The sequence below is a fragment of the Streptomyces sp. CHD11 genome (assembly GCF_018638295.1).
Taxonomy (GTDB): domain Bacteria; phylum Actinomycetota; class Actinomycetes; order Streptomycetales; family Streptomycetaceae; genus Streptomyces.
The window spans coordinates 153,456-178,714 of record NZ_JABTTS010000003.1; the positions used below are offsets into that span (position 1 = coordinate 153,456).

Consider the following 25,259-nt stretch of genomic DNA (forward strand, 5'->3'; position numbering starts at 1 on the left):
TGTCTCAACGGTTCGCGGATCGGCGGGCCTTGATGCCGCCGTCGCGGTGGGCACGGACGAGCATCACAACGGCGATGGCCACGCCGATGAGGACGGGCATGATCGATGCCTCCAGACCGAAGCCGCCACCGGTCAGAAGGGCGGAGCCGTGGACGTCGACGGTGAACAGACCCTCGGGGGCGTGTCCGGAGACCGGAATGCCGAGCAGCTGCTGCGTGAGGTTCCACGCGAAGTGCAGCCCCACGACGAACCAGATGTTACGCCGCCACAGGAAGGCGGCTCCCAGCAGGACGCCCGCCTCCAGAGCGATCGCCACTCCGCTCCACGCGTTCGCAGCCGGGGCTCCCAGGTGCGCGACACCGAAGAACAGCGAGGTGATCACGATGGCGGCCCAACTGCCCCACAACTTCTCCAGAGCCTGCAGGGCGAGACCACGGAACAGCAACTCCTCGGTGACCGCAGCGCCGACCTGGACCGCGACCGCGGTCCAGACGACCGACATGAAGCCGTCACCCGCCCAGGAGAACGAATAGCCTCCGAACGCCGTGATCAGGAGAACGGAGACGAGGATGAAGCCCAGGCCGATCCCGCCGCCCAGCAGCACCTCCCGGCCGGCCCCGAGCCGGGCGATTTCCGGCGTTGAGCGTTGTGCGGCATGGCGCATGACCAGCCAGTACACGGCCACCGCGGCGACCGCGCCCAGCACCGGCACCGGTCCGGGACCGGTCGCCGTCAGACCCGAGACGAGGCCGACGCCGACCATGCCCGTCAGCATCCAGCCGAGCGGGGAGCGCGCGATCCGGCCCCAACGGCCTCCGAGTCCCTCGCGGTCCCCTTCCGGGCCGGATCCCGTGTCGTGCGGTGTGACGGACGCCGTGCCCATGGTGGCCTTCCCTTCGGTGGTCGCACTCGTGGCGACCTGACGACCACGCTAGGAAGGCGCCGCCGTCCGCGAATCACCCGCGTATGGACAGCTCCTGTAGCTCTCACGGGGGATGCGCCACCCTCGTCCGCCGCTCAGCACGCGCAGCCGCGCGGCACAGTCGGGGCGCGGACAGGACCGGACGCCGTGCGAGGGGCGGGAACCGAAGGCCGCGGCGGCGGGAATCGGGTGGGGAGACAGCGTCGACCGGTCCGCACCGCACCGCACCGGTAGGACGGTCCCGCCGCTCTTCTCCGGACGGAACGGCCTGGAGCAGGAGCCGTCCGGGACCGGGAACGGCGGCCGCTGCGTGGTTCGGGGTTCTAGGCGACCCTGATCACGTACTTGCCCTGTACGCCGCCCGCCTCCAGCTCCTGGTGTGCCGTCGCTGTCTCCTCCAGCGGGAAGACGGTGTCCACCGCAGGGCGCAGCTTCCCCTCGACCACATGGCGGGCGAGGTCGTCCAACTGCCCTTGCCGGGGATTGCCGCTGAAGACGCGCACCCGTCCACGCCCGTGGATCACGCTGGCCGCGATATAGCCGAGTGATGCGGCGGGCCGGTTCAGGTCGAAGGCGATGGTGACCATGCGCCCTCCGGGATCCAGTAGGCGTCGGAAGGCCCGCAGGTCGGTCCCCACGGTGTCCAGGACCACGTCGAAACGTCCCAGCTGCGCAGGGCGGACGCTCCGGTGGTCCACTGCCTCGTGAGCCCCGAGCCCGCGGACGAATTCGAGGTTGGCGGCGCGTGCGAGGGCCGTGACCTCTGCGCCGTAGGCCCGTCCGAGCTGGACGGCCGCATGGCCGACGCCGCCCGCCCCGCCCCGCACGAGCAGTCGTTCACCGGGGCGCAGCGCGGCTTTGTCCCGCAGTGCGGTGACGGCGGTGGTGGCCACCGGCAGCGCGGCGGCGTCGACCAGGTCCAGTCCGTCGGGGACCTGGCCGACCCGGTCGGCCGGCACGGTCACGTACTCGGCGGCGCTGCCGAATCCGGAGGTGCGGCCCAGGACCCCCCAGACGCGGTCGCCGACCGTGAGCCGCGTGACTCCGTCGCCCTGCGCGGCGACCTCGCCGGTGAAGTCCAAGCCGACGCGCTGGGGGAACCTCCGGCCGGTCACGAGGCGGAGGCGGCCGGCGCGGGCTGCCAGTTCTCCGCCGTTGACACTGAGCGCGTGCACCTTCACGAGGACCTCGCCGGGGGCCGGTTCGGGGCGCGGCACCGGGCCCAGGTACAGCACCTCGGGGCCGCCGTAGCGGTCGTAGAGCACTGCATTCATCATGTGGTTCTTCATCGTTGCGCCTCTGCTGCCGTGATCGAACGAGGTGTGACACCGACGGTAGGCTGCTAAGCGGACGCAATCGTCCGTTTGGACCGGAAGCGAGAGACAGTGACGATGGAATCCTCTCGGATCACACCCCAGGGCGGAGTGCGGGCGGACGCCCGGCGCAACCGGGAGCGGGTCCTGGCCGCCGCCCGCGCGGTCTTCGCCGAGCACGGGATCGACGCGCCGATGGCCACCGTGGCCCGCCGGGCCGGAGTCGGCGTAGCGACGCTGTACCGGCATTTCCCGACCCGGGACGCACTGGTGAGGGGGGCGTTCAGGCAGCAGATGGAGACCTGCTCGCGGGCGCTCACCGATGCCCTGGCCGCCCCGGACCCCTGGCAGGGCCTCCAGCATCTGGTCGAGACCGTCTGCGAACTGCAGCGGGAGGAAGGGGGGTTCCCTGCCGCGTTTCTCGCCGCCTCTCCGGAAAGCGGCGCGGAACACGCGCGGTCCCGGGAACAGGCGGAGCGGGACATCATGACTCTCGTCCGCAGAGCTCAGGCCACGGGCGCGCTGCGGGCCGATTTCCATCCTTCCGACCTCGCCGTGATCCTGTTGGCCCACTGCGGTCTGGTGGCCGCGCTACCGGACGACCCGGCGGCCTCCCGACGCCTGGTGGCCTACCTGCTCCAGTCGTTCCGTGCCGACGCGGTGGGCCGGCCGCTGCCTCCGCCGGCTGCTCTGACACTGCAGAGTCTCCCGCTCACGACTGCGGGCCTCCAGGGGCGACGGCCCAGAGCCTGACGTGGAGCGGCAGTTGCCCGCAGGGACGGCCGGCCCGGCGAACGTCTCCCGCGTGCCGGAACGGGCCATGCCCGGCAACGGAGGCGTGCTCACTGACAACACCGCGGTGGAGTGGCGCGGTCAGAGATCGGTGTCGAGTCGGATGTGCTCGATGCCCTCGTCCAGGAAGGTGGCCAGGTCCTGGGCTTCAGCATGGACGGCTCGCTGCTCCGGGGCGGTGAGCGGACGGAGAGGGCTGATGCGAAGCCGGTTCTCGCGAACGGTCCAGGTGGCGGTGACCCGCCCGTCGACGAGGACCGTGCGGTGGCCTTCGACGGAGAGACCGAGGTGGGCGGCGTCGATGATGCGGCCGCGGTCGCGGTAGCCGAGGATGGCGTTGTCGAAGGCCGGGAGGAACCTGACGGGGGCGGGGGTGTCGGGGTGGGGGCGGGGTGCGTCGGGCAGGTCGAGCAGTTCGCGGCCGTGTTCGTCGCGGAAGGCGACGAGTTCATCCCGGGCGGCTTTGATGGCGGCGGGAAGACCGGCGAGGCCGCACCAGGCACGGAGGTCCGAACTGGTGGCGGGCCCGTAGGCGGCGAGGTAGCGGTGCAGCAACTGCTGTCCGACGGGGTCGTTGTCGCCGGTGGGCAGGGGGTCGATGTCCCGTTCCAGCCAGGTGGCCAACGGCAGGTTGACCACGCCCGCTCTCCGCTGCCACAGGCCGCGGGGCGGGAGTTGGGCCATGGGGATGAGGGCGGCGACGAGCAGTTCGCCCAGGACACGGCGTGGCGGGCCGGGCCAGCGGTCTTCGAGGGCCTGCACGAGTTCGCGCAGGGTGCGGGGCTGCCGGTCGGCCATCACCGCGCGGCCCGCGGCGGCGACCTCGTCCATGTCGATGCCGGCCAGCTCGCTCCGGTAGGTGCCCAGTACCCGCTGCCGGAGCATGGTGTCGTGGCGGGCCCGCCAGGCGAGCGCGTCGCCCGCGGTGACGAGGTGGACGGTGCGGCGCATCAGGTGGGTGCGCACCACCGTGCGGCCGGTCAGTGCGTCGTCCAGTTGCCCGGGCCGCAAGCCGGCCAGGCGGGACCAGAGTCCGGCGAAGGGTTCCTGGGGTTCTTGCGCCTGCAGGCCGCACAGGTGGGCCACCGTTTCGTGCACGGACGTGTCGGTGCGGGTGAGCAGGTGCTGGCGGGCCAGGGTGGCGCGGTTGAGGGCGCGGCTGTCGAGGACGGTCATGGTGTGTCTCAGGCCGCCGCTCGCTCGTGGGGCGGGCGTCGGCGCGCTCCGTACGCTCGGGGTGGCCCGGTCCTTCCCAGCTTACGCATCCGCACGTGACCCGCTTTCTTCCGTTCCTTCGGTGTACTCGGTGCCTGCGCCGTCCGGGCCGCCGGGGGTGGGCGGCCCGGACGGCGCAGTCCTGTCGGGCCGGCTGGATCAGCTGTTGTACGGGGCGGTGACGTCCAGCACCCAGGTGACGCCGAAGCGGTCGGTGAGCATGCCGTACAGGGGCGCCCACGGTGCGGGCTCCAGCGCACGTACGACGGCGGAGCCCTCGGCGAGCTTGTCCCACAGGGCGGTGATCTCTTCGGCGTCGTCACCGCGTACGGAGACGAAGAACGGGTTCGCGCCCTGGTTCCACGGCAGTTGCGAGGGCACGTCGTAGGCCATGACATGGAAGCCGTTGTCGCCGGCCACCTCGCCCCACATCACCCAGTCCGCCTCGTTCTCGTTCTGTACGGCGCCCGCGTCCTTGTAGGTGACCGCGACGGTGCGTCCGCCGAAGACGGACCGGTAGAAGCCGAGTGCCTCGCGCGCGGTGCCCCGGAAGTTCAGGTGAGTGGTGGTTGTGACGGACATGGTCTGCTCCTTGCCTCGACGCAGCGTGCGCCGCCGACCCGTCCAGTGCGGGTGGCGACCGCGTGACCAGGAGTGATGCCTCCTGATCGGCTTGTACGCCACCTTGGCAGGAGTACCGGACAGGGCGTGTCCTCTACTTCCGCGATGATGGATTCCATGCAGAAGACGTCCTCCCGGCTGCTCGCGCTGCTCTCGCTGCTCCAGACCCACCGTGACTGGTCCGGCGGGGATCTCGCCCGGCGTCTGGACGTCACCTCGCGCACCGTGCGCCGCGACATCGACCGGCTGCGCGATCTCGGCTACCCGATCACCACCGTGAAAGGACCGGCCGGCGGATACCGGCTGGAGGCCGGCACCCGGATGCCGCCTCTGCTGTTCGACGACGGCCAGGCTGTCGCGCTGGCCGTCGCGCTGCAGACCGCGGCCGCCGGCACCGCCGTCGCCGAAGACGCCGCCCGCGCACTGGCCACCCTCCGCCAGGTCATGCCACCCCACCTGCGCCACCGCATCGATCTGCTGCACGTCACCGCCGTCCGGCCGCCCGCTGCCGGCGCCACCGCCGAGGTGGATCCTCAGGTCCTGCTGGAGCTCAGCCAGGTCATCCACGCCCGCCAGGAACTGCGCTTCGACCACACCCCGGGCCCGGGCGCCGCCTCCGGCGTCTCGCGCCGCGCGGAGCCCCACCACCTGGTCACCTGGCGCCATCGCTGGTACCTCGTGGCCTTCGACCTCGACCGCGACGACTGGCGCACCTTCCGCGTGGACCGCATCCGGCCCCGCACACCCACCGGCCCCCGCTTCACCCCGCGCGCACTCCCCGGCGGCGACGTCTCCACGTTCATCACCAGCCGGTTCCGCGGCAATGACGGCACCACCACCGAATGGCCCTGCCGAGGCGAGGTCATCCTGCCTCTCCCGGCCGCCGAGGTCGCCCCCTTCGCCCAGGACGCCATCGTCGAGGAACTCGGCCCCGACCGCTGCCGGCTCACCCTCGGCTCCTGGTCCTGGACCGGACTCGCCGCCACCCTCGGTCACTTCGACACCGACGTCACCGTCGTCGGTCCACCGCAGCTGGCCGCCGCGTTCGCCGACCTCGCCGCCCGATACACCCGCGTCGCGGGATCGCGGAGCGGTCCGCCGCCGTGAGGAGCGCCCTCGCCGCGACCCTTCTCTTTCGCGGGAGGTCGTCGACGGGGCGCGGCCGGGCGGCGCCCCTGTCGCACGGGCTCCGTGGGGACCGCTCAGGCGAGCTGCGCCTTCAGCCACCGCAGGACGTCACGTGTGACCGGGTCGGTGATGTCCGCGAACTCGTCGTGGCGTTCGAGGAACTTCGCGACGTAGGGGCAGACCGGGACGATGCGCAATCCGGCCGCGCGCACGTCGGTGAGTGCCTGCTGGACCAGCTGTGAGGCCAGCCCTTGGCCGGCGAACGCCTCGTCGATCTCCGTATGGAAGAAGACCCGCTGCGTGCCCAGGTCACGGTACTCGGTCAGACCCGCACGCTGGCCGTCGACCAGGATCTCGTACTGGTGATCGGCGTCCACACGCTCGACGACCGCAGGGGTGGAGGACTCGCTCATGGTGTGCCTTTCGCAAGGGGGTCAGCGGACCGGCGGGTTCCGGCGCGGTGTGATGACGGCGTGTGGCAGGGCCGGGGCGGGAAGACGGCCGCCTGGAAAGTCGTCGATGACGCCGAAGCGGTCGGAGGAGGCTTCCCAGTCCTCGCGGGCTTTCACGATGTCCTCGTGGCTGCGGCCGATGAAGTTCCACCACATGACGATCTCCTCTCCGAAGGGAGGTCCTCCGAGGAGGACGGTCCGGGCGGGGGCATCGGACTCGTTCACCATCGTCAGGGTGTCCACGCCGCGCGGGACGTAGCCGAGTTCGGCAGGCCGCAGCACGGTGTCGATCAGGCGGACGTGTCCGCCGTCCACGAGGAGACCGTGCTCGAAGGTCGCGTCCACGGCGAGAGTGATCGCCGCACGGGGTTCGATGACGATCTCGGCGCCGAGCAGCGGCGTGAACGCCCGGACCGGGGAGGTCCGGCCGGCGAGCGAGCCCAGAAAGACCCTGATCTGAGCCCCGTCGATCTGCGCGGGGTCGGGCACGTAGTGCTGGAAGTCGCGGGCGGTGTCACGGTGTTCTTCGGGAAGCGCGACCCACAACTGGACGCCGTGGAGGACGGTGGTCTGCGGGGTGGAGACCTCTGAGTGTGCGATGCCGTATCCGCCGGTCATGAGGTTCATCTCGCCGGGCCGGATCAGGGCATGGCTGCCGAGGGTGTCGCGATGCTCGACCTCTCCGCTGAACAGCCAGCTCACCGTCTGCAGACCGGTGTGCGGATGCGGGGGCAGGTCCATGCCTCCCGACGCGGCGACATCGTGCGGACCGTAGTGATCGGCGAAGCACCAGGCGCCGATGAGCGTGCGCTCCCGCTGGGGCAGCGTCCGCCGCACGCGTATCGCTCGTGGACCGCCGAGGGGGACCTCTCGAGCCGACAGGACATCGACCCGGGGGGACCCGGTCGGCCGGTCACGTTCGGCGAACTCTCCGCAGCGCACAGCCGCGGCATCGGTTTCCGCGTTGCTCATCGGGAGCACCTCCTGCCCGTTCTGGTTGTCACATCAACTAGGATGCCACGGAGACAGGCCGATGGCCACAGCACCCGGAGACAGGCCACTGTGAGCGTGACCCGAAGGAGCCCCGTCGTGAGCGACCACACCCACAACCCCCCGGCCCGAAGGGTCTTCATCGACAAACAGAGTCCCCAGGCCTTCCGCGCCTTGACACAGGTCTCGGAAGCGGTGCGAACGACAGCCTCCGAGGCCGGACTCGACCGCACCGCCGTGGAACTGATCAACCTCCGCGTGTCCCAGCTCAACGGCTGCGCCTACTGCCTCGACGTGCACACCCGAGCGGCCCTGCGCGCCGGCGAATCACCGCAGAGACTCGGAGTCCTGAGCGCATGGCGGGACACCGGCCTGTTCACTCCCCCGGAGCGCGCCGTCCTCGCACTGGCCGAAGCCACAACCGATCCGGCGAACGCCTCGAAGCAGACGTCCGCATACGAGGCCGCCCGACAGGTCCTCTCCGCGGACCAGATCTCGGCCGCGATCTGGGTGGCGGTCACCATCAACGCGTTCAATCGCGTGTCGATCATGAGCAAGCACCCCGTACCGCCGCGTCGCGACCGCTAGGGCCACTTTCCCGGATCGTGGCGGTCACCGGATGGCGCTCCCAGCTCCCGCGTCCGGGAAGTCGGGCGCCCCAAAGGGCGGGGGCAGCAACCAGCTCTTCGACGAAGATCCCTCTGTGGCCGCGGCGGAGCTGCTGGGTGAGAACCCCTACCGGGAGGCCTGGAACCGACGCTCGCCGGACGAGGGGATGGCGGCAGCACGTCACAGGTGCCGCAGCCGGAGCACCGCACGGCCAGGGAGATGGGCTCGGCTCCCGGGTCCTGGGGTATCACCCGCGGGAGGCGGGCACGGCCCTCACCGACCGCAGGGCCCCGCGTGGTCACAGTACGGCTGGAGACCGCTCTGACCGCAGCCGCACAGTATGGCCCTGGTCTCGGCGCGTGCGCCGTGCGGCGTGTCCACGCTGAGCTGCCCGCGCACGGCCAGTTGCCCGGCGGCGCTTCGGGTGATCGTGGTGGGCTGTTCGGGGGTTTCCGTCCCGCCCGACACGAGTTCGTACTGGAGCGCGCCCGAGGGACAGCGCCGGACGATCTCCGCCAGGCGCTCGGCCGTGGCCCTGTCCGGCTGGATCCACGGTCGCTTCGTCGGGTCGAACACCTCGGGCAGCCCCTGGACGCATTCGGCGGCGTGGAGGCAGCGCCTCGCCTCGAAGGTCACCGTGATCGATTCCGTTTGATAGGTCTTCTGTTCGGCTTCGCCGCTCATGCCCGCCTCCCGCTCCCGTCGTGCTCGGCTCGTCAGTCGGTGACCTTGCTGCGGGACTGGTACAGCAGGTCCTGGTACTCGGGGTGCCTGCTGATCCAGCCCGCGATGAAGGGACAGGTGGCCAGCACCCGCAGGTTCGCGGCACGCGCCTCGTCGAGGGCCGTGCGGGCCAGCGCGGACCCGACTCCCGCGCCCTCGTACTCCGCCTCGACCTCGGTGTGCACGAACGCCACGAGTTCCGCCGTACGGATGTACTCCGCGACGCCCGCCACCTTGGACTCTCCATCGACACGGGCCTCATAGCGCTTCGCCTCGGGCACGTCTCTCACTTCTACCGTCATGTGTCCTCCTCGTGCCTCTGATCCCGCCGGCTCGGCAGAATCCCGTCAGCCAGGACATCAGCCTAGCCCTACGATGTTGACGCATCAACTGAAACCTCCGCGGGACGTCCGCGGTGCAGCGCGGGATGCCGGACTCCGGACCTGCGGGAAACACGGCTCACACCGGCACGTTCGGTAGATGAGCTGTCAACGATTTCGTAGACTGACCTCATGGACGCACAGCCGCGCTGGCTCGACCCGGAGCAGAAGGCCGCCTGGGACAGCTTCATCCGCATGCAGGAGAAACTCATCGGACGGCTTTCCCGACGCGTCCAGGCCGACTCCGGGATGTCGGCGGCCGACTACATCGTGCTCGTCAGCCTCACCGAGAGAGGCAACGGCCGGATGCGCTTCCTGGATCTCGCCAAACTCGTGGAGTGGGAGAAGAGCCGGATGTCCCACCAGGTCACGCGGATGGCGAAACGCGGGCTCGTAGCGAGGGAGGAGTGTCCCGACGACGGACGCGGAGCGTTCATCGTGGCCACCCCGGCCGGCTACCGGGCGATCGAAGAGGCCGCGCCCCAGCACGTCGAGCACGTCCGCCGCCTCTTCATCGATGCCCTGACCCCGAACCAGCTCAACACGCTCGGCCAGATCTCCCAGCGCGTCCTGGACCACATGGAGAAGCAGCCTGACTAGACCATGGCGTTGCCGTTGGCTGATTCTTCCGGAGGGACGATGTCCTGGACGACGTCCCAGTGCTCCACGATGCGTCCGTCGTCCAGCCGGAAGATGTCGACGATGACCACGGGGTCCGGGGCCCAGCCGTGGACGATGCTGTGGGTGAAGACCAGATCGCCCTGGGCGGCGATCCGCTGCGGCTCCCAGGAGAAGCCCTCCAGGTTCGGAACGACCTGGCGCAGGGTGTCGAGCCCATTGGGCATCCGCGGGCTGTGCTGAATGTAGGGCTCGGCCCAGTACCGGTCTATCGCGGTGAGGTCCTTGTCGGCGAACAACTCCCGCATGGCGGTGAGGACGATGTCGACGTTGCTCTGCGCCTGATCGTCCTGCGCTGCGGCGTACTGGGCCATGGTCGGGCCTCCTCGATCGTTCCGGTGAAGTGGTGGAGCTTGCCGTCGACGTCACGTGGGGGGATACAGCGTCCCGTTTTCTCGAAGTCCTCCAGATGCGTCACCGTGGCTCCGCCCGCCTCGGTCCAGGAGTTCAGGTAGACGCCCTCGCCGGCGAGTCGAGATTCAGCCTGCGGTCGGCCGGCAGTCACGGATCGCCGAATGCCCCGGCGGTGGAGCTCCGCGGATCGGCGTACGTCCGGGACACCGACCTCACGCCATGATCTAGTTGACATGTAAACCATAGAGTGCCATGGTTTACATGTCAACTAGATCAGCGGGAGTGACCTGGCCCGGAACCCGACGGGCGGGAAAGTCGCGCGGGCCGCCCGGGACGGACGTTCCGTCCGGCCGTCGCCATACACGCACCGCCCTGCCCCGACACAACGAAAGCGTTGAGCGAAGTGAACACGATGGATGTGTCGCAGATCGAGTTCGGTATCGACAGCTTCGGAGACCGGCCCCGGAACGACCAGGGTGCGATCGTCTCGCACGCCCAGGCGATCCGCGCGGCGGTGACCGAAGCGGTCCTCGCCGACCAGGTCGGTATCGACGTTGTCGCGCTGGGGGAACACCATCGTCCCGAGTACGCGATCTCCAGCCCTGAGACAGTGCTGGCGGGCATCGCGACAGCCACGAAGCGGATCCGGCTCGCCTCGGGCGTGACGGTGCTGTCCTCGGACGACCCCGTGCGCGTGTTCCAGCGGTTCGCCACGGTCGACGCGCTCTCCAACGGCCGCGCCGAGGTGATCCTGGGACGCGGTTCCTTCACCGAGTCGTTCCCCCTGTTCGGGTACGACCTCAAGGACTACGAGGTGCTGTTCGAGGAGAAGATCGACCTCTTCCATCGGCTCCTCGACGAGAAGCCGGTCACCTGGGAAGGCACTACTCGCGCCGCCCTGCACCATGCGGACGTGTACCCGAAGACGGATTCGGGACGTCTCAGCACATGGGTAGGGGTGGGCGGGACACCGCAGTCCGTGATCCGCACCGCTCAGTACGGCTTCCGGCTCATGCTGGCCATCATCGGCGGCGTACCCGACCGGTTCGCTCCGTACGTGGACCTGTACCGGCGTGCCAGCCAGGAGTTCGGCACGACCGCACAGCCGATCGGGACGCATTCGCCCGGCTTCGTCGCCTCCACCGACGAAGAGGCCAAGGAACTGTTCTACCCCGGGTACAAGGAGATCCGTGACCGGATCGGGGGGCAGCGCGGCTGGCCGCCGCTCCGCCGGGAGGAGTTCGACGCCGAGGTGGACCGAGGGTCGCTGTACGTCGGCTCGGTCGAGACGGTCGCGGTCAAGATCGCCCGCGCCATCAGGGTGTTGAACGCGGGCCGGTTCGACATGATCTACTCCGCCGCCGGCACCGTGTCAGCCTCCGCACGTCTGCGTTCGGTCGAGCTGTACGGCACCCAGGTCATCCCCCGGGTCCGCGAGCTTCTGGCCGAGCAGCCGGCGGCCACGGCGGGAGCGACGCGATGACCAACCCGGTCACCACCATCGGGATCCTGGGAGCCGGTAAGGTCGGCACCGTCCTGGCGCGCCTGGCGGCCGCCGCCGGCTATCGAGTCCTGATCTCCGGGTCCGGTGACCCCTCCAGGATCGCGCTCACCGCCAGAATCCTCACTCCCGGGGCAACCGCCGTGCGGTCGGCCCAGGCCGCGGACGCCGCCGACGTGGTGATCCTGGCGCTCCCGCTCGGCAAACACCGTGACCTCCCGGTTTCGCAACTGGAAGGCAAACTGGTCATCGACGCGATGAACCACTGGTGGGAGGTCGATGGTCCCCGCGACGCGCTCCTCCCGCCCGACACGACGTCGAGCGAAGTCGTGCAGCGGTTCCTGACGGCCGCGCGTGTCGTGAAAGCCCTCAACCACATGGGCTACCACGACCTCGAGGACGGGGCTCGTCCAGCCGGCGGCCGCGGACGCAAGGCCATCGCGATCGCCGGTGACTCGCCCGAGGATCTCGCCGTCGTGTCCGCGCTGGTCGACACCCTCGGGTTCGACCCACTCATCATCGGCGACCTCGCAGCGGGCGTCCGGCTCGAGCCAGGAAACCCCGCCTTCGGAGCACACGTCGACGCCGACCGGCTTCGCGTACTCACCGCCGCCCCTGCTCCGACAGAGCTTCTTGAGCACTCCTAGCGGGGCGCCGGTGCATGTCCGAGACGGTCGCCCTCGATACCGCCGAATCGATCAGCTCTTGCGCATGTCCGCGCCGACGGGGACGGGGCGGCCAATTCATCGCTGACAGTGGGGCGTTCCGCCGAGGTACACCAAGAACAGAGGAGTGATCACGCGCGCCGCGCCCGGCGGGGCGTCAGGTCATCTCCCCGGGATACATCGACACTGTGACGCAGTGACACGCCGCCAGGTGCCGCTCGTTGGCAGGGCGGACGGAACGCGGTTCTCGCAGCGTGAAGACAGCCATGATGCATGGAGGACGAATGCGGCCCATTATTCCCGACTATCTGGCCGAGGCGTTGAGCGACGTGGAGCCGGACACGTCCGGGGAGCCGGCGGGATACATCCCCGAGCTCGCAGCGGCGAACCCCGAGCGCCTCGGTGCGGCCTTCGCCATGATCGACGGAGAGGTCTACGGCGCCGGTGACATCGATACCGAGTTCACCATTCAATCGATCTCCAAGCCGTTCGTCTATGCGTTGGCGCTGTCCGATCGTGGATTCGACCCTGTGCTCGCCAAAGTCGGTGTCGAGCCGTCCGGAGAGGCGTTCAACGAAATCTCGCTCGAGAGCGACACGGGGCGCCCTCTCAACCCCATGATCAACGCCGGCGCGATCACCGTGCACTCGCTGGCCGGCACCGAGGACCTGAAACCGAGCGAGCGTGTGGAACGCGTGCTCCACGGTCTCTCGGCGTTCGCCGGTCGCCGGCTGAAGACGGATGAGGCGGTTTGTGTGTCGGAGATGGAGCACGCGCACCGCAACCTCGCCATTGCCCATATGCTCCGCAACCACAACGTCCTCACCGAGGACCCAAGGGTCATCGTGGACGGCTACACCCGCCAGTGTTCGGTGCTCGTCACCACGCGAGATCTCGCCATGATGGCCGCGACGTTGGCCAACCGCGGGACGAACCCGCTCTCGGGCGAGCAGGTGGTGCCGGAACCGGTGGTGCGTCACGTGCTGAGCGTCATGTTCAGCTGTGGAATGTATGACGCCGCTGGTGACTGGGCGACCCAGGTCGGCATCCCGGCGAAGAGCGGGGTGGCCGGAGGCCTGATCGGCGCGCTCCCCGGACAGATCGGCATCGCCACGTTCTCGCCACGGCTCGATGGTCACGGGAACAGCGTTCGCGGGGTCTCACTGTTCGAACGCTTCTCTTCCGACATGGGTCTGCACGTGATGGAGGTGCCGGCCGCCGCGCGTGCCGTCGTGCGGTCCCACCATGTCGTCGGCAGCGGACCGAACGCGCTCCGGGTTCTGCAGCTGCAAGGGGGCATCGGCTTTGCCGGGGCCGAGCGAGTTGTTCAGGAAGCCATGGCCATTCCCCCTGCGGACATCAGGGTGGCTTTGGACCTGGCAAGGGTCCACTCGATCGACGACGTGGCACGGCGCGTGCTGCTGGAGGTCGCGCGCCGGCTGACACTGAGTGGTCACGAGGTCTACCTGGTCGACCCGGAATCGGTCATGCCCGATCCCTATCCCGGCGATGACGGCCGAGTCACGCTCGTGGACCATGTGGACCATGTGGACCGCGCCGACCTGCACGCCACGTTCGCGGGAGGAGGCCAGAGCGGTTGATCACGCAGGAAGCAATCCGCACCGCAGCGCGCCGCACCCGGCCCGCCTCCGGTGACACGCCGTTGACCGTACGTGCTCCGGGCAGTCAGGAGAGGAACGCGACACATGACCGAACAGCCTGACGAACCATCCACCGAGGCCGGGACAGAGACACCCTGGACCGCGACCGGTCCGGACTCCCCGACCCTGCCCGAGGACCTCCTGCTGCTGCTTTTCCAACCCGAGTCCGGAGTCGTCGCCGGCGAGACCACTCTCTTCTACGTGCTCGCCGGAGCCGTGCTCGCGGACCTCGCCCTTCACGGATCCGTAGCCGTGACGACGACCCGGGCCGGGGCCGTCACCGTGGAAGCCGTCCGGGACAAGCCGCCGCCGTCGGACGAGATCCTCCTCTCGGCCTGGGAGTATGTGTCGGACAGACCACGCGGCGTGCAGACGGTGCTCCCCGCGATCGGTCCGGGACTCCGTCACCCCCTGCTGGAACGCCTCATCGCCCGTGGCGACATTCGCAGGGACAGTCGCAAGGTGCTCGGCTTCTTCAGGACGACCGTCCTCAAGGACAGCCGGAACGGGCGCCGGGCCGGCCTTCTCGAAGAAGTCCGCCACGTCCTCGTCGACCGTGCGGAGCCGACGGCTCGCACCGCCGCACTGGCGGCTCTGATCTGGGCCGGCGGCACGCTCCCCCAGTTCGATCCGCAGATCCCCTGGACCTCGGCGGTGATCGACCGGGCCCGGGAGCTGGAACGCGGCAACTGGGGTGCCGGAGCCGCCGGCGAGGCGGTCGCACGCACCATGACCGCGGTCATCGTCAACAGCGTCATCAGCACGACCGCCGTGGCGTCGTCGCATCAGTGAGTGTCTCGGAATGGCCGCTGGGTCCCGTCGGTGACTCCGCTCGTCGTCACTCGTGACCCGTGAGCGTGTCGTCAGGAACGGACGTTTGCACGGACCGCCTCCTCGTTGGGTGTGGGCCCCGTGTTGAGTCCGAGGATCCGCCGACCGATCCGGGGCTCGTGGAGGAGTCCCGGCGCGGGGATTCCGGACCGCGTCGACTCCCCCTCGGTTGATGCCCGTCCCCGGGTCGACGGGCCGGGCCGCCGGAGCATCCGGCGGCCCGGTCTCGGCAGGCCGCTATGGGCCGCCGTCGCTCGGCGGTGAGATCCACGTCGTACGCGCCGTCGTACCGGACGAACTCCCCGGGGCGGCCGAGGAGGCCGCCCCGGCTATTGGCGTCCTGGCGCCGGACGTCATGGGCCGGAGGGGCCGACCGGGCGTTGTCCGCGAGAAACGGGCCGACGACAGGCGGTAGCCGAAACGGATCAGCGCCGGGGCGGCGGCGATGTCAGGCCTCTTCTCCCGTGGGCGTGGCCAGGAGCTGCATCTCCCAGGCGAAGGCCACACCGCTGGCACCGCCGTGCTGTGCCTGGACCTCGGCGGCACCCTGCACGGTCTTCTCGCGGGCCCAGTCCCGCTGCCACTCGCCCAGCACGGCCATCCAGGTGACCGGGACCACGCCCGCCTGGATCATGCGCTGCACCGCCATGTCGTGGGCCTCCTTCGAGACACCGCCCGACGCGTCGGTGACGACGAAGACCTCGAAGCCCTCGCCCGCCGCCTGTATCGCCGGCATGGCCACACAGATCTCCGTCCAGAGGCCGGCAATGATCAGCTTCTTGCGCCCGGTCGCCTTGACGGCATCCACGACACGCTCGTCCTGCCAGGTGTTGATGAGGGTCCTGTTGATCGGCTTCTGCTCCGGGAACACATCCTGCAGACCCTGGAGAAGAAGGCCGCCGCGGTCCTCCAGGACGGTTGTCAGGATGGTCGGAACGTCGAACACCTTGGCTGCCTTGGCGAGCCCGACGACGTTGTTGATGACCATCGTCGGTTCATGGCTGTGCAGGTTGGCGAACTGGAACGGCTGATGGTCGATGAGGGTGAGCACACTTTCCTCGGGCGTCAGCAGCGCGCCGAGTCCGGCCTTGTTCTCAGTACTCACGGGATTCCCTTCTGAAGCCTTGCGTCCGCGGGTCTCCGGCAGTTCCCGGCATCTCGATGCCCCGCAGTGAGGCAGATACGTGACGGCCGGGCCGGCGACCCCCACCATTTGGTTGACGCATCACCTACGCTAGAGGTCGGTAATTGATGCGTCAACTAGCTTTGGTCCGTGGGGCGTTCAGGCGGGCTCACGGTTCTTCGAGCCGGGAGGCCGCCCGAACCTGGTCATGAGGATGGGGAGCACGGGCCGGCCAGGCGCCGTGATCGGTGGCCTGCGTCCGTCAGTGAGCAGCGCTCCGGGTGCCGGCCGCCGTGAGTTCCCTGCCAGGGGCGGGTCCCCTGTGTCCCGGTTCGGTTCGCTCCGGGGTGGGTCGGGCCGCCGGGTGCGGGGCAGGGCTGTCGTGCGCCGGCCGTCGACGGGTCCAGGCGGGAAAACCCCTGCTCACCGCGGCATCGCCCGGCGGGTCGTCCTGAGCCGCGCCCGCCGGGCCGGTCACTGATACTGGAAAGATGGGCAAGCTTCGGCAGTACGCCTCGGCAAGCCGACGGGACGACCGAACGCCGCCGAAGGTCGGCCCGCCGGAAGCCGGCCCGGAGGCACGTCACCGTGCGGCCGGCGGGCGCGTCCTGTCCCTGCTGAGGCCGCGCAGCGTCGCCGGTCAGGTCTTCCTGCTGCAACTGGTGGTCGTCCTGCTGCTCATCGCCACGGCCGTGGTGGCGCTGGTGATCCAGGACCGCAACCGCGCGGTCCAGGAGGCCGGCGACCGGTCGCTGGTGGCGGCCGAGTCGTTCGCACAGGCGCCGGGCACGGCGGAGGCGATGCGGAGCGATGATCCGACCGCGGCACTCCAGCCCCATGCGGAGGCAGTACGCAAGAAGACCGGCGTCGACTACGTCGTGGCGCTGAGCCCCTACGGCTTCCGCTGGACCCACCCGGACCCGGACCAGATCGGGGAGCACGTCTCGGCCTCCTACGGCGCGGCGCTCGAAGGTGAACCCCACCAGACCACCTTCGACAGCAGCCTGGGCAAGGCGGTCGACTCGACGGTGGCCGTCTTCGACGAGCAGGGGACCGCGGTCGGCCTCGTCACCGTAGGGGTCACGGTGGACCAGGTGACCAGTACGGTGCAGGGCCAGCTGCCGGTGATCTTCGCCGCCGGCGGTGTCGCGCTGCTGCTGGCGGCGGGCGGGTCGGCACTGGTCAGCGGGCGCTTGCGGCGCCAGACCCGCGGTCTGTTGCCGCACGAGATGACCCGTATGTACGAGCATCACGACGCGGTGCTGCACGCGGTCCGTGAAGGCGTCATCATTCTGGACCGTGACGGAAGGCTGCTGCTGGTCAACGACGAGGCGCGCCGGCTGCTCGCTCTGCCACCGGAGGCCGAGGGCGAGCCGGTCACCGCACTCGGACTGAGCCCGGCCCTGGCGGAGCTGCTGGAATCGGGCCGGCCGGTCACGGACAAGGTCTTCCTCGCCGGGGACCGCCTGCTCGCGGTCAACCTGCGCCCGGTCGGCCCGAAGGGGGGTCTCGTGGCCACGCTGCGGGACACCACGGAGCTGCGGGCTCTGGCGGGCCGGGCGGAGGTGGCCGGCGGGCGCCTGCAACTGCTTTATGAGGCCAGCACGCGGATCGGCACCACGCTCGACATGGAGCGCACCGCCGAGGAGCTGACCGAGGTGGCGGTCCCGCGCTTCGCCGACTTCGCCACCGTCGAGTTGGTCGAGCCCGTACTGCTGGGTGGTGAACCGACGGGGGCCCGGATGGAGATGCGCCGGATCGCAGCCGCGGGCATCCGGGAGGAAGCACCCCTCAACCCCGTCGGGTCGCCCTTGCACTACGTGCCCGACAACCCCGTGTCCGTCGGTATGACCACCGGTCGCCCGGTCCTGGTACCGCGCCTGGCGATGGCCGACGAGTGGCGCGCCCAAGATCCGGAGCAGACCCGGAAGGTCATCGAATACGGCATCCATTCCATGATCTCGGTGCCGCTGCAGGCCCGAGGGCAACTGCTCGGCGTCGTGGAGTTCTGGCGTTCGGAGCAGGACCCCTTCGAGCCGGACGACCTCTCCCCCGCCGAGGAACTCGCCGCCCGCGCGGCCGTGTGCATCGACAACGCACGCCGCTACACCCGCGAGCACACCACGGCCGTCACCCTCCAGCGCAGCCTGCTGCCCCGCGCGTTCCCCGAGCTGTCCGCGCTGGAGGTCGGACACCGGTACCTTCCCGCCCAGCAGGCGGGCGTCGGAGGCGACTGGTACGACGTCATCCCGCTGCCGGGAGCCCGGGTGGCCCTGGTGGTCGGCGACGTCGTCGGACACGGACTGCACGCCGCCGCGACCATGGGCCGCCTGAGGACCGCGGTGCACAACTTCGCCTCCCTCGACCTGCCTCCGGACGAGCTTCTCGCCCATCTGGACGACGTGATCACCCAGATCGACCAGGACGCGGCAGCCGTGGGGAATTCCGAGACCGTCACCGGTGCCACCTGCCTGTACGCCGTCTACGATCCGGTGTCCGGGCGGTGTGTTCTCGCCCGGGCCGGTCATCCCGGTCCGGCACTGGTGGCGCCCGACGGCTCCGTGTCCTTCCCCGACATTCCCGTCGCCCCGCCGCTCGGCGTGGGAGGGGGTCTCCCGGTCGAGACGGCCGAACTGCGGCTGGCCGCCGACAGCCGGCTCGTCCTCTACACCGACGGGCTGGTCGAGGCCCGAGGCCGGGACATCGACGTCGGACTCGACATGCTGAGGCAGGCTCTGGTCCATACGGGCGGCGCCACCCCGGACGAAACCTGTCAGGCGGTGCTCGACGCCGTGCCGCGCACCGGGCCGAGTGACGACATCGCCTTGCTCGTCGCACGCACCCGGCTGCTCGACCCGTCCCAGGTCGGGGAGTGGGAGGTGCCCGAGGACCCCGCCGCCGTCTCCCGGATCCGCGCCGAGGCCACCGGCAGGCTGGAGTCCTGGGGGCTCGGCGAGGCCGCCTTCACGACCGAGCTGATCCTCAGCGAACTGGTCACGAACGCCATCCGTTACGGGGCGAGCCCCATCAGTCTGCGGCTCCTGCACGACAGCGGCAGCGTGATCTGCGAGGTCCGTGACGGCACCAGCACCTCCCCGCACCTGCGCCGGGCGGCCATCACCGACGAAGGAGGCCGTGGCCTGTTTCTCGTGGCTCAGCTGTCGCGCCGCTGGGGCACCCGGTACACCGACAGAGGAAAGATCATCTGGGCTGAACAGTCACTCGACGCCGGTGCGACCGGGGACCTGAGCGGTCTCCTGATGGCGGACCTGTGAGGCGGGACGGACACCGGAGCGTCGCTCACCCCCGCCAGGGCGCACGCTCGGCGCGCTCAGGGGCTGCCGTCGACGGTGAGGTACGGGATTTTCACCGGGTCCTGGCCGAAGGCGGCCCCGAGGTAGACGGCCGACAGTTTGGCGAGCGTTCCGTCGTCGATCAGCTGTCTGATGATGCGGTCCAGTACCTCTTTTTCGGATGATCCCCTCGGGTACAGGGCTCCGTAGCTCTGGCCGGTCCGGTACTGGCCCACGAGACGCACCCTGTCCCCCATCTTCTGGGGATACGCCAGCAGGATCGTCGTGTCGTGGACGACCGCGTCGATCCGCCCCTCCTCCAGCGCCTCGACCATCTCCGGGTCGTTGGGGAAGGCGGTCACGGGCTTCGCCGGTTGGATGCGGTTCTCCACGAACTTCTCGCCCGTGGTGCCCTCGGCCACCCCGATGCGGACGTCGCGGATGTTGTCCTCGTCGCTCTCCTCGCCGTCCCTGATCAGCAATCCCAGGGTGGAGGAGAGGTACGGCGGGGAGAAATCGGCGACCTTGCGGCGTTCCGGGGTGATCGTGATCTGTGCCAGGGCCAGGTCGAAGTCCTTGGTCCGGCCGGACACGACCTCCGGGAAAGGGGCGTCCTCCACGGTGACCCGGTCGAGTCCGGACCGGTAGGCGATGTTGGCCGCCATACAGTACTCGTAGCCGCTCGTGACGGAGTCCGGTGTGTCGCCGTTCCACCAGCCGGGCGCGGGCAGGGTCGTCCTCACCGTGAGGGCGCCCGCGGTCTCGGGTGACAGGTCGAACTCCCCGTAATCTCCGGAGACCGAGCAGTCACCGTACTTGACGTTCGGCGACTCCGACCCGCTCTGGTCGCAAGCCGAAGCCGCGACGATGAGCGCCACACTGACAGCCCTGGAGACGATCGCTGCCGCGGCGCGCATCATTGCACCTCCGGTAGGTACATACTCCTGGAGTCACCATAAATCACCACGCACCATACGGCTGCCGGAGCCACTGTCCGACGCAGGCCCGTGACGGCTGGAGCTACTGCTCCAGTGCGCCGGTGCGCAGGCGGCGCACGGCGAGGGCCGCGATGTCGTCGTCGAGCCTTCCGTTCGCGTAGCGGAGCAGGTCCGCGTGGAGCCGGTCCAGCAGCTCACGGGGTGGCGCCGGGTTGTGCCGGCGCGCCCAGTCCGCGAGCGGGAAGAACGCGCCGGCCCGGTCGCGCGTCTCCGTCACCCCGTCGGTGTAGAGCAGCATCTGGTCGCCCGGCAGGAAGGCGGCGGTGTCCACGTTGTAGTGGTCTCCCAGGAGGGCCGAGAGATTGAGGGGCGTGGAGGCGAGGGTGGGCTCCAGAACCTGGATCTCCCCGCCGCGCAGGAACACCGGGGGCGGGTGTCCGCAGTTGAGGATCCTGACGTGCCCGCCGCCGTACGGGATCTCGGCGATCAGGGCGGTGGCGAAGTGCTCGGCCTGGTCATCAGCGGGGACACTGGCGCTGTAGCGGGACGTGGTGGTCTGGATCCGTCGGATGACGGCCTCGAGGTCGGGCTGGTCGTACGCGTTCTCCCGGAAGCAGTTGATCACGGCGGAGGCTGCCCCCACCGCCGACAGACCCTTGCCGCGCACGTCGCCGATGAGCAGACGGACTCCGTACTGCGTGTCGGCGGCCTCGTAGAAGTCGCCTCCGATGCGGGCCTGCTCCTGGGCCGCCACGTACAGCGACTCGATCTCGACATTCTGAACTCGGTGCGGCAGCGTCCGCAGCAACACCTTCTGGGCCGCGTCGGCGACGAGCCGGACCTGGAAAAGCGTCTCCTCGCGCTGCAGTCGCAGATGGCTCGCGTACGCGGCGGCCAGGGTGACGGCGACGATCGCGGCGGCCGTGTACGGCGTCCCCAGATCGGAGTAGAAGAAGCTGAGGCCGATCATGACCAGCAGACAGAACGTGCCCAGCAGGACCGTCGGGAGCACGGGCCACAGTGCGGCGGCGAGGGCGGGTGCCGCGGGCAGCAGGCGGCTGAAGGCGATCTCCCTCGGTGTGGAGGCCGCCAGGCCGGTGATGAGGATGGTGACGATAAGTGGCGCCAGCAGCATGACCTCCCGCTGGCCGCCCTTCCGACGATGGCGGTTCCGGAGCCTTCCTGAGCGGATCACAAAAGGATCCTATCCGGACGATACGGGCATCCGTCACGGCGGGCGCGGTGGCCGGCCTTTCGGGGCCCGGCACCTCCCGCCCCCGGCGCGACGTTCGGCGCGGAGCCATGTCCCTGTTGATGTGCACCGGTTGAGGTACATGGCGGGTCCGCGGGCGTCGCGTCAGGAAGGAGGATGGTCGTTGGTGTTCCGCGGGCACCGCCGTCCGGCGCTGCCCGCGGGTGTCATCGGACGCGTTCCATGGCCCACCGCGGAAGATTCTCGAAGAACGCGACCGCCTCCGGCCGCCACCTCGAGCGCCAGCCGGCCGCCTCGGTCGAGGCCAGCTCGGCACAGCGCCGCATGTCCGTGCGCATCTTCGCCGGCACCCCCCGGCGCTGGGCGATCTCGTGGACGGTCCGGATGGTCAGGTCGGTGCAGTCCGGATCACCGAGGGCGGACTCCACCACGGCCGTCTCGGCATCGGTGGCGGCCTCCAGGATGGCGTGGACGGTGTAGTTGCGCCGCCCGGCCCGGATGTCGGCCCCCACCGGCTTGCCCATGGTCTGCGCGTCTCCGAACAGGTCGAGGTAGTCGTCACGCATCTGGCCGCCGATCCCCACCAGCCGGGCGTAGCGGCGCAGTTCCTCCTCGAACAGGGCCGGCTGCCCGCCCGCCGCGAGCAGCCCCAACTGCATCGGGGCAAGTACGGAGTAACGAGCGGTCTTGTAGTCGGCCACGCAGTGCAGTGCTTCCTCGTCCATGGCCGGGGCGAAGTCGCGCTCGAGGTCGATGATCTGTCCCATGAAGGTGTCTGACGCCGCCCTGGTCTGCACGTCGACCATGGCCTGCCGGATCGCGGTGGGAGCCCTGGCTTCCAGCAGGACCCGCAGCGACAGGGCGAGCGCGAGGTCGCCCGCGAGGATGGCGAGGCCGAGGGCCGCCTGCGGATGGCCGGGGAACCTCTTCCGGTACGCGTAGTAGGTGGAGAGGCCGTCGCGGCGGGTGGGGCTGTCGTCGATGATGTCGTCGTGGATCAGACCGTGCGTCTGCAGCAACTCGACACTCAGCGCGGCGTCGTCCAGTGCCTCGACCGGCTCCGCGGTCACCAGGCCGGCGGCCTCGTGGACCAGCGCCACCCGCGTCCGCTTGCCCCCACGCAACGACAGGTCCCGCAGCAGCTGCAGGCACTCGGGGGTGAACCGGCTGAACGCCGGGATCTCGAGATCGGTGCCGAGAGTGTGGAAGTACTCCTCGAGCAGCGTGCTGAAACGGTTCTCGTAGTCGGCGAGACGCGCCCGGACCCGCGCCGTCAGGACAGCGGCATCAGTCACAGGGAAGACCTCCGGGTGGGGAAGGGCTGCGGACAGGCACGGAGCACTCCGGAAGGCCGCTGGACCCACGGCTGCCTGAGCGGACACCTGGGTGCGCTCACTGCCCGCCCGTGGTCCCCCACGGCGGCTGAGGGGGACGGGGAAGCTCCGGGAGTCCAGGAGCCAGGGCAGTGATCATCGTCTGGTCGGCCGCTCAGCTGCGGGTGTAGGTGAGGAAGGCTGCCCCGCCCTCCAGGACGACATGGTCCGTCAGGTTCCAGACGCGCGGATCGAACGCGGCTGTGCGGCCGAAGAGGGGGATGCCGGTGCCGATGGTCAAGGGGCCCAGTTTGACGATCAGCTGGTCGATCTCGGTGTAGAGGGCGCCCGCCAGTTCTCCCCCGCCGATCAGCCACAGGTCCTTGCCGTCCTCCTCCTTCAGCTCCCGTACCTTCGCCACCGGGTCGCTCGCGACCAGTTCCACGGCCGGGTCGGGGCTCTCGGTCATGGTGGTGGAGAACACCAGATGCCGCAGGTGCGGATAGGCGTCGGTGATGCCGGCCCGGAGACCGATCTCATAGGTTCTGCGTCCCTCGAGGACGGTGTCGAAGTGCGTGCCCCCAGCGGTGACGGACAGGGCCTTCCTGGCCGGGGCGGGCAGGGTCTCGGGGTACTCCTCGGCCAGGTACCGGACGTAGTCGGCTGGGACCGGCCAGAAGCCGTCGGGTCCTGTGGGGTCGGCGCCGTCGGGCCCGGCGATGAAGCCGTCGAGAGTGGTGGCGATGTAGTACACGAGCTTGCGCACGGAGGGGTCCCTCGGGGTTCGGGTGACGGGTGGAGGGGGCGGATCCAGTGACGAGATCGGGATTCCGCGCGTCGGGATGGGATCAGCCGCGCTCGGGCACAGCCCACTCGACGAACCGGATGATCAGGCCGTTGGGGTCGGTGACCTGGAACAGGCGCTCGCCCCACGGTTCCTGACGCCACGGCATGGTGACCCGGACTCCTGCCTCACGCATCCGCATTTCCTGCTCCTGCAGACCGGAGGCGAGCGCGAAGGCCGGGATCAGACCACTGACGCGCTGCTCACACTGCTCCTGCGAAGTGGTGACGTCGTCCACGGTCAGCGAAACGGTGGAGTGAACTGCACGGAACTCCCTGGATGGGGTGGAGGACGGGCTCAGGGGCCACGCATGCAGTTCAGCACAGACGCACCCCTCCGCCATCCGGCCGACGAAAACTTACGACGAACGTAAATTTATCCTGAGCCATCTTTGCCGTCAACATAAAAATACTACGAGGCTAAGATTGCGCCATGGCAACCCGGACGCCGGCCACCCCAGCCGGACTTCGCGAGACGAAGAAGCAGGAGACCAGACAGCTCATCTCCGACCACGCGACACAGCTTTTCATGGACCAGGGCTTCGAGCAGACGACCATCGCCGAAATCGCCGCCGCCGCCCGCGTCGCCAAGAAGACCGTCACGAACTACTTCCCCCGCAAGGAAGACCTGGCACTGGAGCATCAGGAGCAGTTCGCCGCCTCACCGGCCCGGGCCGTAGCCGCCCGGCACCCCGGGGAATCAGCGCTGGCCGCGCTGCGCCGCGCATTCGCCGACTCCGTCGCCGCCCGGGACCCGGTCGCCGGATTCTCCGGCCAGGAGTCCGCCCGCATGATCGCCGACAGCCCCACCTTGAGCACCTGTGTGCGCGGCCTGCACGACCGGCGCGCACACCACCTCGCTCAGGCGCTCGGCGAGGCAACCGGAACTCCACCGGACGACATCACCGTCCGGACCGTCGCCGGGCTCCTCAACACCGTCCACCGCGTACTGTTCCACCGCATCCAGGAGCTGACTCTCGCCGGACACCCCGACGACCGGATCGCCCGGACCATCACCGCCGAAGCCGCTCGAGCCTTCGACCTACTGGAACCGGCCCTGTCCGACTACGCCACCGCCTAGCTCACAGGTGAACAGCAGTTGGTACGCGGATGTATACCGGAGCGCCGCCCGGACGCATGGCCGTCCGCCTGCACCCGCCACCCGAACCGGCGACTGACCCTGCCGCAGGCAGGGCTGTCAGTCGTGTGACGGTGAGACAGACTGGGCCCGCCTCAGCACGCGACTATCCCTGGGAGCACAGCAGATGAGCAACAGCGTACTGACCATGTTCGGCGGGCCGAGACAAGTCGGCGGCCAGGGTCAGACGAAGGTGACGGACCTGGTCAGCTTCTCCGACACCTCGGGGCCGGCACCCTCGGCCGTGTACGTGGAGCGCGAACTGCCGCCGGGAGGGGCCTCCGCCTACCTGGCCGCCCGGCGTGGCGGGGCCCGTTCGTTCGCCCTCTGGGCCGACGATCAGCGCCGGGAGCGGGTGGCCGCCGTGGTGCCCCTGTCGGCCGGCGGCGGCGTCGCGAGGTTCCAGGTGCTCGGCGCCCACGGCGAGCTCATCGGCACGCTGACGCGCGAGAAGGCGCTTCGCGGAAGGGGCCTGCGCACCCGCTGGACCGTGCACCAGCCCGACGGCCCGGAAGCGGTGAAATTCAAGGGGCGGATCATATGGTGGTGGATGTGGTAGCTCC

General features: G+C 69.7%; 26 protein-coding genes. 11 read left to right on the forward strand and 15 right to left on the reverse strand.

Annotated features, from left to right (window positions below; genetic code table 11):
- Positions 1-4 precede the first annotated feature (4 nt).
- Both HTV45_RS04260 and HTV45_RS04265 read right to left on the reverse strand, forming a co-directional pair.
- Positions 5-883 carry a CPBP family intramembrane glutamic endopeptidase gene (locus HTV45_RS04260; RefSeq protein WP_215204219.1) on the reverse strand — a complete coding sequence of 293 codons (879 nt, stop codon included), beginning with the start codon at positions 881-883 and terminating at the stop codon, positions 5-7.
- A 362-nt stretch (positions 884-1,245) separates the two neighbouring features.
- On the reverse strand, positions 1,246-2,211 hold the full coding sequence (locus tag HTV45_RS04265; RefSeq protein ID WP_215204220.1) for an NAD(P)-dependent alcohol dehydrogenase: 966 nt from the start codon (positions 2,209-2,211) through the stop codon (positions 1,246-1,248).
- 102 nt (positions 2,212-2,313) lie between these two features.
- Between HTV45_RS04265 and HTV45_RS04270 the strand changes: the two genes are divergently transcribed.
- Positions 2,314-2,988, forward strand: a complete 675-nt coding sequence (locus HTV45_RS04270) for a TetR/AcrR family transcriptional regulator (RefSeq protein ID WP_215204221.1) — start codon at positions 2,314-2,316, stop codon at positions 2,986-2,988.
- Positions 2,989-3,108: 120 nt separating this feature from the next.
- Here the strand turns inward: HTV45_RS04270 and HTV45_RS04275 are convergent, their stop codons facing one another.
- Both HTV45_RS04275 and HTV45_RS04280 read right to left on the reverse strand, forming a co-directional pair.
- A complete protein-coding gene (locus HTV45_RS04275) occupies positions 3,109-4,203 on the reverse strand; it encodes a winged helix DNA-binding domain-containing protein (RefSeq protein WP_215204222.1) in 1,095 nt (364 codons plus the stop codon).
- Between the two features lie 198 nt (positions 4,204-4,401).
- On the reverse strand, positions 4,402-4,824 hold the full coding sequence (locus HTV45_RS04280; RefSeq protein WP_215204223.1) for a VOC family protein: 423 nt from the start codon (positions 4,822-4,824) through the stop codon (positions 4,402-4,404).
- A gap of 156 nt (positions 4,825-4,980) precedes the next feature.
- Here HTV45_RS04280 and HTV45_RS04285 point away from each other — a divergent pair, with 156 nt between their 5' ends.
- Positions 4,981-5,970 (forward strand): YafY family protein, encoded by a 990-nt coding sequence (locus HTV45_RS04285; RefSeq protein WP_215204224.1) that lies wholly within the window; start codon positions 4,981-4,983, stop codon positions 5,968-5,970.
- A gap of 95 nt (positions 5,971-6,065) precedes the next feature.
- Here the strand turns inward: HTV45_RS04285 and HTV45_RS04290 are convergent, their stop codons facing one another.
- A complete protein-coding gene (locus HTV45_RS04290) occupies positions 6,066-6,404 on the reverse strand; it encodes a GNAT family N-acetyltransferase (protein WP_215204225.1) in 339 nt (112 codons plus the stop codon).
- A gap of 21 nt (positions 6,405-6,425) precedes the next feature.
- Positions 6,426-7,415 carry a pirin family protein gene (locus tag HTV45_RS04295; RefSeq protein WP_215204226.1) on the reverse strand — a complete coding sequence of 330 codons (990 nt, stop codon included), beginning with the start codon at positions 7,413-7,415 and terminating at the stop codon, positions 6,426-6,428.
- Positions 7,416-7,532: 117 nt separating this feature from the next.
- On the opposite strand from HTV45_RS04295, the gene HTV45_RS04300 reads away from it, so the two are divergent.
- Positions 7,533-8,021 (forward strand): carboxymuconolactone decarboxylase family protein, encoded by a 489-nt coding sequence (locus HTV45_RS04300; RefSeq protein WP_308309120.1) that lies wholly within the window; start codon positions 7,533-7,535, stop codon positions 8,019-8,021.
- Between the two features lie 294 nt (positions 8,022-8,315).
- Here HTV45_RS04300 and HTV45_RS04305 read toward each other — a convergent pair whose 3' ends face one another.
- Positions 8,316-8,726 carry a (4Fe-4S)-binding protein gene (locus tag HTV45_RS04305; protein WP_215204228.1) on the reverse strand — a complete coding sequence of 137 codons (411 nt, stop codon included), beginning with the start codon at positions 8,724-8,726 and terminating at the stop codon, positions 8,316-8,318.
- Between the two features lie 32 nt (positions 8,727-8,758).
- Entirely contained in the window at positions 8,759-9,067 is a 309-nt protein-coding gene (locus tag HTV45_RS04310) for a GNAT family N-acetyltransferase (protein WP_215204229.1), read from the reverse strand.
- A gap of 210 nt (positions 9,068-9,277) precedes the next feature.
- On the opposite strand from HTV45_RS04310, the gene HTV45_RS04315 reads away from it, so the two are divergent.
- Positions 9,278-9,745 carry a MarR family winged helix-turn-helix transcriptional regulator gene (locus HTV45_RS04315; RefSeq protein WP_215204230.1) on the forward strand — a complete coding sequence of 156 codons (468 nt, stop codon included), beginning with the start codon at positions 9,278-9,280 and terminating at the stop codon, positions 9,743-9,745.
- Here the strand turns inward: HTV45_RS04315 and HTV45_RS04320 are convergent.
- Complete coding sequence (locus tag HTV45_RS04320) at positions 9,742-10,137, reverse strand: nuclear transport factor 2 family protein (RefSeq protein ID WP_215204231.1); 396 nt, start codon at positions 10,135-10,137, stop codon at positions 9,742-9,744. The two genes, HTV45_RS04315 and HTV45_RS04320, sit on opposite strands and share 4 nt — an antisense overlap.
- A 452-nt stretch (positions 10,138-10,589) precedes the next feature.
- Here HTV45_RS04320 and HTV45_RS04325 point away from each other — a divergent pair, with 452 nt between their 5' ends.
- From HTV45_RS04325 to HTV45_RS04340, 4 genes are all read left to right on the forward strand, one after another.
- Complete coding sequence (locus tag HTV45_RS04325) at positions 10,590-11,660, forward strand: LLM class flavin-dependent oxidoreductase (protein ID WP_215204469.1); 1,071 nt, start codon at positions 10,590-10,592, stop codon at positions 11,658-11,660.
- Positions 11,657-12,325, forward strand: a complete 669-nt coding sequence (locus HTV45_RS04330; protein WP_215204232.1) for an NADPH-dependent F420 reductase — start codon at positions 11,657-11,659, stop codon at positions 12,323-12,325. Before HTV45_RS04325 ends, HTV45_RS04330 begins: the two co-directional genes overlap by 4 nt.
- 302 nt (positions 12,326-12,627) lie before the next feature.
- Positions 12,628-13,944, forward strand: coding sequence for a glutaminase (locus tag HTV45_RS04335; RefSeq protein ID WP_215204233.1), 1,317 nt, complete (start codon positions 12,628-12,630; stop codon positions 13,942-13,944).
- Between the two features lie 105 nt (positions 13,945-14,049).
- The gene (locus HTV45_RS04340; protein ID WP_215204234.1) at positions 14,050-14,796 is read left to right on the forward strand and encodes a GPP34 family phosphoprotein; all 747 of its coding nucleotides are present in this window, start codon (positions 14,050-14,052) and stop codon (positions 14,794-14,796) included.
- Between the two features lie 487 nt (positions 14,797-15,283).
- Here HTV45_RS04340 and HTV45_RS04345 read toward each other — a convergent pair whose 3' ends face one another.
- On the reverse strand, positions 15,284-15,940 hold the full coding sequence (locus HTV45_RS04345) for a hydrolase (RefSeq protein ID WP_215204235.1): 657 nt from the start codon (positions 15,938-15,940) through the stop codon (positions 15,284-15,286).
- A 509-nt stretch (positions 15,941-16,449) separates the two neighbouring features.
- On the opposite strand from HTV45_RS04345, the gene HTV45_RS04350 reads away from it, so the two are divergent.
- A complete protein-coding gene (locus HTV45_RS04350; protein WP_215204236.1) occupies positions 16,450-19,233 on the forward strand; it encodes a SpoIIE family protein phosphatase in 2,784 nt (927 codons plus the stop codon).
- 56 nt (positions 19,234-19,289) lie between these two features.
- On the opposite strand, the gene HTV45_RS04355 is transcribed toward HTV45_RS04350, so the two are convergent.
- The 5 genes from HTV45_RS04355 to HTV45_RS04375 all read right to left on the reverse strand — a co-directional run bounded on the left by HTV45_RS04355 (position 19,290) and on the right by HTV45_RS04375 (position 23,797).
- Positions 19,290-20,168, reverse strand: coding sequence for an ABC transporter substrate-binding protein (locus HTV45_RS04355; protein WP_251691238.1), 879 nt, complete (start codon positions 20,166-20,168; stop codon positions 19,290-19,292).
- Positions 20,169-20,271: 103 nt separating this feature from the next.
- Positions 20,272-21,324, reverse strand: a complete 1,053-nt coding sequence (locus HTV45_RS04360; RefSeq protein ID WP_215204238.1) for a PP2C family protein-serine/threonine phosphatase — start codon at positions 21,322-21,324, stop codon at positions 20,272-20,274.
- A gap of 284 nt (positions 21,325-21,608) precedes the next feature.
- A complete protein-coding gene (locus HTV45_RS04365; protein WP_215204239.1) occupies positions 21,609-22,697 on the reverse strand; it encodes a polyprenyl synthetase family protein in 1,089 nt (362 codons plus the stop codon).
- A 193-nt stretch (positions 22,698-22,890) separates the two neighbouring features.
- A complete protein-coding gene (locus HTV45_RS04370; RefSeq protein WP_215204240.1) occupies positions 22,891-23,481 on the reverse strand; it encodes a dihydrofolate reductase family protein in 591 nt (196 codons plus the stop codon).
- Positions 23,482-23,563: 82 nt separating this feature from the next.
- Entirely contained in the window at positions 23,564-23,797 is a 234-nt protein-coding gene (locus HTV45_RS04375; RefSeq protein WP_308309126.1) for a hypothetical protein, read from the reverse strand.
- Positions 23,798-23,991: 194 nt separating this feature from the next.
- Between HTV45_RS04375 and HTV45_RS04380 the strand changes: the two genes are divergently transcribed.
- Positions 23,992-24,639, forward strand: coding sequence for a TetR/AcrR family transcriptional regulator (locus tag HTV45_RS04380; RefSeq protein WP_215204241.1), 648 nt, complete (start codon positions 23,992-23,994; stop codon positions 24,637-24,639).
- A 184-nt stretch (positions 24,640-24,823) separates the two neighbouring features.
- Entirely contained in the window at positions 24,824-25,255 is a 432-nt protein-coding gene (locus HTV45_RS33985) for a hypothetical protein (protein WP_251691240.1), read from the forward strand.
- Positions 25,256-25,259 lie beyond the last annotated feature (4 nt).

Excerpts from the sequence above, each read along its gene's own strand:
- HTV45_RS04260 (WP_215204219.1), bottom strand. The coding sequence starts at position 883 with ATGGGCACGGCGTCCGTCACACCGCACGACACGGGATCCGGCCCGGAA.
- HTV45_RS04265 (WP_215204220.1), bottom strand. The coding sequence starts at position 2,211 with ATGAAGAACCACATGATGAATGCAGTGCTCTACGACCGCTACGGCGGC.
- HTV45_RS04270 (WP_215204221.1), top strand. The coding sequence starts at position 2,314 with ATGGAATCCTCTCGGATCACACCCCAGGGCGGAGTGCGGGCGGACGCC.
- HTV45_RS04275 (WP_215204222.1), bottom strand. The coding sequence starts at position 4,203 with ATGACCGTCCTCGACAGCCGCGCCCTCAACCGCGCCACCCTGGCCCGC.
- HTV45_RS04280 (WP_215204223.1), bottom strand. The coding sequence starts at position 4,824 with ATGTCCGTCACAACCACCACTCACCTGAACTTCCGGGGCACCGCGCGC.
- HTV45_RS04285 (WP_215204224.1), top strand. The coding sequence starts at position 4,981 with ATGCAGAAGACGTCCTCCCGGCTGCTCGCGCTGCTCTCGCTGCTCCAG.
- HTV45_RS04290 (WP_215204225.1), bottom strand. The coding sequence starts at position 6,404 with ATGAGCGAGTCCTCCACCCCTGCGGTCGTCGAGCGTGTGGACGCCGAT.
- HTV45_RS04295 (WP_215204226.1), bottom strand. The coding sequence starts at position 7,415 with ATGAGCAACGCGGAAACCGATGCCGCGGCTGTGCGCTGCGGAGAGTTC.
- HTV45_RS04305 (WP_215204228.1), bottom strand. The coding sequence starts at position 8,726 with ATGAGCGGCGAAGCCGAACAGAAGACCTATCAAACGGAATCGATCACG.
- HTV45_RS04310 (WP_215204229.1), bottom strand. The coding sequence starts at position 9,067 with ATGACGGTAGAAGTGAGAGACGTGCCCGAGGCGAAGCGCTATGAGGCC.
- HTV45_RS04315 (WP_215204230.1), top strand. The coding sequence starts at position 9,278 with ATGGACGCACAGCCGCGCTGGCTCGACCCGGAGCAGAAGGCCGCCTGG.
- HTV45_RS04320 (WP_215204231.1), bottom strand. The coding sequence starts at position 10,137 with ATGGCCCAGTACGCCGCAGCGCAGGACGATCAGGCGCAGAGCAACGTC.
- HTV45_RS04325 (WP_215204469.1), top strand. The coding sequence starts at position 10,590 with ATGGATGTGTCGCAGATCGAGTTCGGTATCGACAGCTTCGGAGACCGG.
- HTV45_RS04330 (WP_215204232.1), top strand. The coding sequence starts at position 11,657 with ATGACCAACCCGGTCACCACCATCGGGATCCTGGGAGCCGGTAAGGTC.
- HTV45_RS04335 (WP_215204233.1), top strand. The coding sequence starts at position 12,628 with ATGCGGCCCATTATTCCCGACTATCTGGCCGAGGCGTTGAGCGACGTG.
- HTV45_RS04340 (WP_215204234.1), top strand. The coding sequence starts at position 14,050 with ATGACCGAACAGCCTGACGAACCATCCACCGAGGCCGGGACAGAGACA.
- HTV45_RS04350 (WP_215204236.1), top strand. The coding sequence starts at position 16,450 with ATGGGCAAGCTTCGGCAGTACGCCTCGGCAAGCCGACGGGACGACCGA.
- HTV45_RS04355 (WP_251691238.1), bottom strand. The coding sequence starts at position 20,168 with ATGCGCGCCGCGGCAGCGATCGTCTCCAGGGCTGTCAGTGTGGCGCTC.
- HTV45_RS04360 (WP_215204238.1), bottom strand. The coding sequence starts at position 21,324 with ATGCTGCTGGCGCCACTTATCGTCACCATCCTCATCACCGGCCTGGCG.
- HTV45_RS04380 (WP_215204241.1), top strand. The coding sequence starts at position 23,992 with ATGGCAACCCGGACGCCGGCCACCCCAGCCGGACTTCGCGAGACGAAG.
- HTV45_RS33985 (WP_251691240.1), top strand. The coding sequence starts at position 24,824 with ATGAGCAACAGCGTACTGACCATGTTCGGCGGGCCGAGACAAGTCGGC.